General features: G+C 72.0%; 8 protein-coding genes. 4 read left to right on the top strand and 4 right to left on the bottom strand.

Features of this window, described 5'->3' with window-relative positions:
- Positions 1-27: 27 nt before the first annotated feature.
- Together ACT4N7_RS05090 and dut are read right to left on the bottom strand one after the other, a co-directional pair.
- A complete protein-coding gene (locus tag ACT4N7_RS05090; RefSeq protein ID WP_444827397.1) occupies positions 28-705 on the bottom strand; it encodes a DUF3710 domain-containing protein in 678 nt (225 codons plus the stop codon).
- The gene (gene dut, locus ACT4N7_RS05095; RefSeq protein WP_444827398.1) at positions 705-1,193 is read right to left on the bottom strand and encodes a dUTP diphosphatase; all 489 of its coding nucleotides are present in this window, start codon (positions 1,191-1,193) and stop codon (positions 705-707) included. Before dut ends, ACT4N7_RS05090 begins: the two co-directional genes overlap by 1 nt.
- 24 nt (positions 1,194-1,217) lie before the next feature.
- On the opposite strand from dut, the gene ACT4N7_RS05100 reads away from it, so the two are divergent.
- Positions 1,218-1,727, top strand: coding sequence for a DUF3093 domain-containing protein (locus ACT4N7_RS05100; RefSeq protein ID WP_444827399.1), 510 nt, complete (start codon positions 1,218-1,220; stop codon positions 1,725-1,727).
- A gap of 73 nt (positions 1,728-1,800) precedes the next feature.
- Here ACT4N7_RS05100 and ACT4N7_RS05105 read toward each other — a convergent pair whose 3' ends face one another.
- Complete coding sequence (locus ACT4N7_RS05105) at positions 1,801-2,109, bottom strand: DUF4193 domain-containing protein (protein ID WP_444827400.1); 309 nt, start codon at positions 2,107-2,109, stop codon at positions 1,801-1,803.
- A gap of 524 nt (positions 2,110-2,633) precedes the next feature.
- On the opposite strand from ACT4N7_RS05105, the gene cei reads away from it, so the two are divergent.
- Positions 2,634-3,338: an envelope integrity protein Cei gene (gene cei / locus ACT4N7_RS05110; protein WP_444827401.1), complete on the top strand. Its 705-nt coding sequence runs from the start codon at positions 2,634-2,636 to the stop codon at positions 3,336-3,338.
- A 6-nt stretch (positions 3,339-3,344) separates the two neighbouring features.
- Here the strand turns inward: cei and ACT4N7_RS05115 are convergent, their stop codons facing one another.
- On the bottom strand, positions 3,345-4,142 hold the full coding sequence (locus ACT4N7_RS05115) for an inositol monophosphatase family protein (protein WP_444827402.1): 798 nt from the start codon (positions 4,140-4,142) through the stop codon (positions 3,345-3,347).
- 80 nt (positions 4,143-4,222) lie between these two features.
- Here ACT4N7_RS05115 and ppgK point away from each other — a divergent pair, with 80 nt between their 5' ends.
- Both ppgK and ACT4N7_RS05125 read left to right on the top strand, forming a co-directional pair.
- The gene (gene ppgK, locus ACT4N7_RS05120) at positions 4,223-4,984 is read left to right on the top strand and encodes a polyphosphate--glucose phosphotransferase (protein WP_444827403.1); all 762 of its coding nucleotides are present in this window, start codon (positions 4,223-4,225) and stop codon (positions 4,982-4,984) included.
- A 198-nt stretch (positions 4,985-5,182) separates the two neighbouring features.
- A complete protein-coding gene (locus tag ACT4N7_RS05125) occupies positions 5,183-6,505 on the top strand; it encodes an RNA polymerase sigma factor (protein WP_444827404.1) in 1,323 nt (440 codons plus the stop codon).
- The last annotated feature ends 92 nt before the right edge of the window (positions 6,506-6,597 follow it).

The following is a 6,597-nucleotide window of genomic DNA, read 5'->3' on the forward strand; positions in this document are numbered from 1 at the left end:
GGTGGCGGTTGTGGGGCCGCGGCCTGCCTATTGGGGTGGCTGTTCGGTCTGTGCCTGCGCAATGTGCTCGGCGATCGCCTGCGGCAGGTCGATCTGCAGCGGCGTGCGCACCGGCATCGGCAGGGTGCCGCGCACGACCACCGTGTTGCGGACCAGCTCGCGCAGCGCGCCCGCGCTGGTGTCGGCCAGCTCCGGTGGGCCGGCGACGACACCGCGCAGCATCCACCGCGGGCCGTCGACGCCGATGAAGCGCAGCGACACCTCGCCGAGGGCGGCGGTGAGCTCCTGGCCCCAGTCGCCGACCGCGCTGCGGACGGTGGCGCCGTCGCCGCGCAACTGCTCGGCGAGTTCGCCGCACACCTCGCGCCAGAGGCCGCCGGAGCGCGGCGCCGCGTAGGCGTTGAGGGTGAGCTGCCCGACCGGGGTGAGCACGTGCACCGCCCGCACCGGGCCCGCCGGGTCCATCTCGACCTGGAGCTGGGCGCCGTCGGGCACCGGAATGCGCACCGAGCCGAGGTCGAGCCGGGGGAAGTCGTCGTCCGGCGCGTCGGCCTCGTCGTAGGGCCCATCGGGGTGGGTCCCCACGGCACCGTCCTCGTCGTCGTAGTCCTCGTCGTCGTAGTCCTCGACGGCACCGGCCTCGTCGTGCCGTGCCACCGGTTCCCCCGCGTCGCGCTTGCGGCGCCCGCGCCCGAACAGTCCCACTAGTCCTCCGTCCCGTTCCCCGACCCCGCAGGCCCGGAGAGCACGGCGTGTCCGCCGGTCGATCCATATCCGCCGGCACCGCGCCGGGACTCGCCCAGCTCGGCCACCTCGCGGAACACCGCGTGCTCCACCCGCTGCACCACGAGCTGCGCGACCCGGTCGCCGCGGCGCAGGCTGACGGCCTCCCGCGGGTCATGGTTGATCAAACAGACCCTGATCTCGCCGCGGTAGCCCGAGTCGATCGTGCCCGGCGAGTTGACCACGCTCAGCCCCGCCCGCGCGGCCAGCCCCGAGCGCGGGTGCACGAACCCCGCGTAGCCCTCGGGCAGCGCGATCGCGATGCCGGTGCCGACGGTCACCCGCTCCCCCGGGGCGATCACGACGTCCGTCGTCGTCACCAGGTCGGCCCCCGCGTCGCCCGGTCGGGCGTACGAGGGCAGGGGAACGGCCGGATCCAACCGGGTGAGGAGTACCTCCACGCTGGGCACGAGCGGCGAGACTACTCTGGTGGCGTGACGGACACCTCGGGCACGGGGGCGCCCGCGTCGGCCGCCCCCGCGGAGCGGGCCGCGCCGCGGTACGCCGAACGGCTGTATGTGACCTGGTACCTGTGGCCGCTGCCGCTGGTCGCGGCCGGGCTGTTGGCCGCCGAGGTGCACATGGGCTACCCGGGCGTGCGGGCGTGGTTGCCGTATGTGCTGATCCTCCCGCTGACCCTGCTGCTGATCGTGCGGTTCGGCCGCACCCGGGTCGCGGTCGCGGGCGGCGAGCTGTGGGTCGCCGACGCGCACCTGCCGCTGGCGCACGCGGGTGCGGTCGAGGTGTTCCCCGCCAAGGGCAAGCGCAAGGCGCTCGGGCCCAACCTGGACCCGGCGGCCTACGTGACGCACCGCGGCTGGGTCGGCCCGCTGGTCCGCGTCGAGGTGACCGACCCGGCCGACCCGACGCCGTACTGGCTGTTCAGCACGCGACGACCCGAGGAGCTGATCGCGGCGCTGCGCGCGGAAGCGCCGACGGCATAACCGACAGCCGGGCACCGACACTCTGGTACCCGGCTGTTCACCCCCTCGTCGCGGTCGCGGCCGAGGATGCGGGTTACGCGCAGTCGCGGCAGACGAAAACGCCGCTGTTGTCCTCGGCCAGTCGGCTGCGGTGGTGCACAAGGAAGCACTTCGAGCAGGTGAACTCGTCGGCCTGCTTGGGCACCACGCGAACGGTGAGGTCTTCGCCGGAGAGTGCGGACAGGTCGGCGCCGGGGAGCTCGAAGCTCTCCGCCGTGTCCGTCTCGTCCACGTCGACGACACCGGATTGATTTTCGTTCCGCCGCGCCTTGAGCTCTTCGAGCGAGTCCTCAGCGAGATCGTCCGCCTCGCTGCGACGTGGTGCGTCGTAGTCGGTAGCCATCTTCTTTCACCCCTGCGGTCCATCAGGATGTGGTCGTGCCGCTGGTCAACGTTCCAGCGCCCCGGTTTGTGCCCGTCGGTTCTGTGACGGGGGTCTCGGCGGTCGCGTCGGGGGTTCGAGCCCATCAGAATCGATTCGGCTGACCGTCCTCGGCGACCGGAGCGGGCAGAGGGTAGCCCACGCGCCGCCCGCTCGTGCACCGCATCACCCGACCGGGTGTATTTCGACCCGACAACGGCCCGCGGCGACAACCCTCCAGCGACGTCCGACGTCCTGACTTATGGGGCTTGCCGTCGGCCCGCGCACGTGGTGCGATGCCAGCGAAGGGTCACCATACGCTACCGAGTGGTAGCTGAAGGCTATCTATACGGCCCGCGTATACCGACTGCGACACGACCGGTATCCGCGAGCCGCGAACCTCGTTGAAACGAATATGCTGATCAGCAACCGATGGTCGAGTCGGGAGGACCCGATTCCGATGCCTGCGGGGGTTTGGGCATGGTGTCCGTAGGGAGGGCCCGCACGTGGCGGCCGGGAACGTGACGAGCGGCAGGCGACCGCGGCAGCGGTACCGCAAGCGCAGGCCGCTGCCTGCGCTGATCCTGATCGCCGTCCTCGGTCTCTCCGCGACGATCGTCTGGTTCCGGGTGCTGCGGACCGACGACGCGGCCACCGCGGTCGAGTCGTGCCAGCCGCCGCCCGCCGTGGTGGCGGTGGAGGGCGAGACCGTCCCGACCCTCGGCAGGCCACTGGACGGCGACGCCCTCGACCGCACCGCGCCCGCGCCCGCGGCGGGCTCTCTGGTCCGTGTCGTCAACGCCAGCGGGCAGAACCGGCTGGCAGGCGCCGTGACCGAGACGCTGCGCGAGCTCGGGTTCACCCAGATCGCCCCGCCGGAGAACGACATCCTCTACCCCGGCGGCTCGCTGAACTGCCGCGCGCAGATCCGGTTCGGCCAGCAGGGCGTGGCCGTGGCCCGCACGCTGAGCATCCTCGAACCGTGCGCCGAACTCCTGCGCGACGAGCGCCAGGACGGCACCGTCGACCTGGCCGTCGGCAAGCGGTTCGATCACCTCAAGCCCAAGCCGGAGGCCCGCAAGGTGCTGGAACAGCTCGCGGAGTTCGTCCAGGCCAACCCGGACAACCAGGGCGGCCTGCAGGCCGACGGCACGGCGGCGGCCCCGGTCGAGGCCGACCTGATCGACGCCGCCCGCACCACCCGCTGCTGACCCGCGTCAGAACGCGCCCATGCCCGCCGTGACCAGGGCGCGGGCCAGCTCGTCCGCCACCCCCGGCGCGGCGGCGAACACGGCGTCCGCGCCCAGCTCCGGGGAGTCCCCTGGCAGCGACACCACCGCCCCCGCCTCCGCCGCGATCAGCGCGCCCGCCGCCCAGTCCCACCGCGACAGGCCGCGCTCGACGTAGCCGTCGACCCAGCCCGCGGCGACCGCGCAGAGGTCGAGCGCCGCCGACCCGGAGCGCCGGATGTCGCGCACGACGCCGAGCAGCCGGGCCACGGCCGCGGCCTGGGACTGTCGCCGGTCCACCGCGTAGGCGAACCCGGTGGCCACCAGCGCGACGTCCAGCGACGCGGGCGCGGACACGCGCAGCGGGCGGCCGTCGAGCCAGGCGCCGTGGCCACGTGCGGCGGTCCAGCGGCGGCCGCTCGCGGGCTCCACCACGGCCCCCGCGACGGACACGCCGCCGACCTGGGCCGCGACCGACACGGCGTACCAGGGGTAGCCGTAGAGGTAGTTCACGGTGCCGTCGATGGGGTCGACCACCCAGGTGACGCCGTCCCCCGCCGTGCCGCCGTCTTCTTCGCCCAAGACCGCGTCGGCCGGGCGCAACTCGGCCAGGCGGGCCCGGATCAGGCGTTCGGCGGCTCGGTCGGCCGCGGTGACCACGTCGGTGGCCGTCGATTTGGTGTCGACGTCGCGGATGGCGCTCTCCCTGGTGGTCCTGGCGAGTTCGGCCGCCTCCGCGGCGATCACGACGGCGATCTCGGCCAGGTCCGGCGCTGTGCTGCCCACACGGCCATCCGACCACACGTCAGCGCGGGCGGCTAATCTCTGCGGCGTTGGTTCTGAATCGAGTACGAAAGGACCCGGGGATGGGTGCAACCCGCGGTTTCGGCGTGGACATCGGCGGTTCGGGCATCAAAGGCTGTGTGGTCGACCTGACGGCGGGCAAGCTCGACGGCGAGCGGGTTCGGATCGCGACCCCGACCCCGTCCACGCCGGAGGCCGTCGCGGAGGTCGTGGGCGACATCGTCACCCGGTTCGACTGGGACGGCCCGGTCGGCGTGACGCTGCCCGCGGTGATCAAGAAGGGCACCGCGAAAACCGCGGCCAACATCGACAAGTCCTGGTTGGAGGCCGACGCGGGCGCGCTGTTCACCAAGCGCCTCGGCCGGGACGCGGGCCAGGTGGTCGTGCTCAACGACGCGGACGCCGCGGGCATGGCCGAGATCCGCTACGGCTGGCCGGGCGACCAGGACGGCGTTGTCGTGCTGCTGACCTTCGGCACCGGCATCGGCAGCGCGCTGTTCCTCGACGGCAAGCTCGTGCCCAACACCGAGTTCGGCCACCTGGAGATCGACGGCCACGACGCGGAGACCCGCGCCGCGGCGTCGGTGAAGGACGAGGAGGGGCTGTCCTGGGAGGAGTGGGCGGCCAGGGTGACCCGCTACATCAACGGCCTGGAGAACCTGATCTGGCCCGACCTCATCATCGTCGGCGGCGGGGTCAGCAAGAAGGCCGACAAGTGGCTGCCGATGCTCGACGTGCGCACCAAGGTCGTGCCTGCCGAACTCCGCAACGACGCGGGCATCGTGGGCGCCGCCGTGGCCGCCACACTGGCCGCGGAATCCTGACACCGCACGCGGAGAGGTCCCCTTGGGGCACTCCGCCGCGACATTCGACGTTGGCGTGTCCCGAGGACACGCCGTGCGTCGCTACAATGGAACAGACCCGCGCTGAACAAGCCACCGGGTTCTCCCCCGAACTCCGGCAGTGACCAGGGCTTTTCCACCTCGGGCGCAGCCGTTATGGACAGTTGTGAAAGGGCGTACGTGGCAGCCGCACGAACCGCAACCCGACGCTCCACCGCGTCGGCGAGCGCCGCCAAGACGGCCAAGAGCTCACCGGCAGACGAAGAAGAGCTGACGGGCGCGACCAAGACGACGGCGAAGAGAGCCGCGGGCGCCAAGCCCGCCGCCCGGGCGGCCAAGAAGCCCGCCGCCAAGGCGGCACCGGCGGCCAAGAAGTCCGCCGACGGCCCCGACGGCGAGGAGTCCGAGGAGCCGGAGAGCCCCGACTTGGCCGATCTGGAGGAGGTCGAGGTGGAACCGGTCGACGACACCGTCGACGAGCCGGAGGAGAAGGACCCCAAGGAGACCAAGGAAAGCGACTTCGTCTGGGACGAGGAGGAGTCCGAGGCGCTGCGGCAGGCGCGCAAGGACGCCGAGCTGACCGCCTCCGCCGACTCGGTCCGCGCCTACCTCAAGCAGATCGGCAAGGTCGCCCTGCTCAACGCCGAGGAGGAGGTCGAACTCGCCAAGCGGATCGAGGCCGGCCTCTACGCCGCGGAGCGGGTGCGCAAGTCCGAGGAGGAGAGCGAGAAGCTGCAGCCGCAGATGCGCCGCGATCTGCGGTGGATCGTGCGCGACGGCGAGCGCGCCAAGAACCACCTGCTGGAGGCCAACCTGCGGCTCGTGGTGTCGCTGGCCAAGCGCTACACCGGCCGCGGCATGGCGTTCCTGGACCTGATCCAGGAGGGCAACCTGGGGCTGATCCGCGCGGTCGAGAAGTTCGACTACACCAAGGGCTACAAGTTCTCCACCTACGCCACCTGGTGGATCCGGCAGGCGATCACCCGCGCGATGGCCGACCAGGCCCGCACCATCCGCATCCCGGTGCACATGGTCGAGGTCATCAACAAGCTCGGCCGCATCCAGCGCGAGCTGCTCCAGGATCTGGGCCGCGAGCCCACCCCGGAGGAGCTGGCCAAGGAGATGGACATCACCCCGGAGAAGGTGCTGGAGATCCAGCAGTACGCCCGGGAGCCCATCTCGCTCGACCAGACCATCGGCGACGAGGGCGACAGCCAGCTCGGTGACTTCATCGAGGACAGCGAGGCCGTGGTGGCGGTGGACGCGGTCTCCTTCACGCTGCTGCAGGACCAGCTCCAGTCGGTGCTGGCCACCCTGTCCGAGCGTGAGGCGGGCGTCGTGCGGCTGCGGTTCGGCCTCACCGACGGCCAGCCGCGCACCCTGGACGAGATCGGCCAGGTCTACGGCGTCACCCGCGAGCGCATCCGCCAGATCGAGTCGAAGACGATGTCGAAGCTGCGCCACCCGTCGCGCTCCCAGGTCCTGCGCGACTACCTGGAGTAAATTCGGATCGCACCCGAGACGCGGCGCGCCCCACCCGGCCGCCCGGAGCCCGGCCGTGCCGCCCGCACCCCCACCCCCCGCCGGGCACACCC

It is taken from the genome of Actinokineospora sp. (assembly GCF_052390155.1).
In the GTDB taxonomy this organism is placed as follows: Bacteria; Actinomycetota; Actinomycetes; order Mycobacteriales; family Pseudonocardiaceae; genus Actinokineospora.

Coding starts and splice junctions, on each gene's coding strand:
- ACT4N7_RS05105 (WP_444827400.1), bottom strand. CDS start 2,109: ATGGCTACCGACTACGACGCACCACGTCGCAGCGAGGCGGACGATCTC.
- ppgK (WP_444827403.1), top strand. CDS start 4,223: ATGGGTGCAACCCGCGGTTTCGGCGTGGACATCGGCGGTTCGGGCATC.